The following is a 1,506-nucleotide window of genomic DNA, read 5'->3' as shown; positions in this document are numbered from 1 at the left end:
GTAACTGTTCAGGTGGGTGCTGGGTTTGGTGGTAGCCAGGGGTTTCCGGTGATGGCGTTGCGGAGTGCGGTGAGGATGTTGATGCCGTTTTTGCGGGTGGTGGAGATGTAGGACCGCACGGTGAGCCAGGTGGTGGCGCCGGTGGTGGTGCGCCAGCCGGCGAGTTTGAGTTGTGTTTTGGTCATGCGGATGTCGCGTTCGGCCTGGTTGTTGGTGAAGGGCACGGTCAGGTCGAGCGCGAACCGGAGAACGTCGTCGCGGTATTTGTGGAGTCGTTCCAGCAGGGCCCGGGTTGTGGATTGGCTGGGTCTGCCGCCCTTGGGATGTCCGGTGTGGTTGCGGGTGTGCAGTTGCAGCCCGGTCGCGAGGTGTGTGTCGAAACGGCTGGTCAAGGGGGTGAGGACGTCGGCGGGGATCTCGTCGAGATCGAGCTCGCGGGCGGTGTGAGCGGCGGTGTTGAGCTCGTCGAGTACGCCGCCCAGGAGGGTGGGCCAGTCCTGGTCGGGGTGGGTTTCCGCGGCGGCCAGCAGCTCGCGTTGGTGGTGGGCGTTGCACAGGGCGTGGGTGACGTCGTAGGTGCGGTAGGGGTGCCACCCGTCGTGCACGGCGACACCGGCGAACCCGGGCAGGATGTTGAGGGCGTTGATGGCGTCGCGGCCGCGTTTGGGGTGCAGCAGGTAGGTGGTCAGTGTGGTGGTGGAGGCCGCATGCAGCCACCACCGGGCACCGCCCGCGCGCAGCGCGGTCTCATCGAAATGCGCCACCGGCGCTCGGCGCACCGCGTCCCGGGTGGCCTCGACGAACGGCTCCAGCGCCGGCGCGACCCGACCCAGCACGGAAGCGACCCAGCCGGTCGACACGCTCGTGCCTGCCACCTCAGCGAGCAGTTCCGCCGCGCGGACGATCGGTACGTGCTGATAAGTCAGCAGATACGCCGCCAGGGCGGTGATGTTCGGCCCATAACAGGCAGGGGCGGTCGCCTCGGCCGGGGCGACCGCGGTGGTGAGCAGGCCGCAACCGCAACGCCGCTGATGCAGCCGATGCTCGGTCACCACCGGGCTGATCTCGGGCAGATCGTGCACCTGGCGACGCACCACACCCACACTGGGCCGATGCCGCAATCCCCTGCCACACCCCGAACACGCTGAAGGAACGTGGTCGATGACAGCGTCGGGATCGTCAGCCAGCTTCAGGCTCGCACCCGCCGAACCAGGCTGTTTTCCTTGCCCACGATCGGTCTTACGGCGCAGCGACCTCGGCGCCGGTTTCGAATACACATCCCGCGACGGCGGCTTCGACGAGTTCTGCGAGTTCGTCTTCAGCTGACGCTCCAGCTCCGCAACCCTCACAGTGAGCCGCTCCACCTCGCCACGCAACATCGCGATCGTCGCGGCCTGCGACACGACCAGAGCAGCAAGCTCGTCATACGACGGACGCCCACCCCCAGCCACATGCCGATCATCGCAGCACGACGACCACCACCCGACAGCGGACCTGACTAGTTAC

General features: G+C 67.1%; 1 protein-coding gene. It reads right to left on the bottom strand.

Annotation, left to right across the window (positions count from 1 at the left end; genetic code table 11):
* Positions 1-8: 8 nt before the first annotated feature.
* The gene (gene tnpC, locus FXO23_RS50445) at positions 9-1,403 is read right to left on the bottom strand and encodes an IS66 family transposase (protein ID WP_218952451.1); all 1,395 of its coding nucleotides are present in this window, start codon (positions 1,401-1,403) and stop codon (positions 9-11) included.
* Between the last annotated feature and the right edge of the window lie 103 nt (positions 1,404-1,506).

Source organism: Amycolatopsis anabasis, from assembly GCF_009765355.1.
GTDB lineage: Bacteria > Actinomycetota > Actinomycetes > Mycobacteriales > Pseudonocardiaceae > Amycolatopsis > Amycolatopsis anabasis.
Note: the sequence above shows the minus strand (reverse complement) of the source record. Positions and strands in the feature narration are given on the sequence as shown.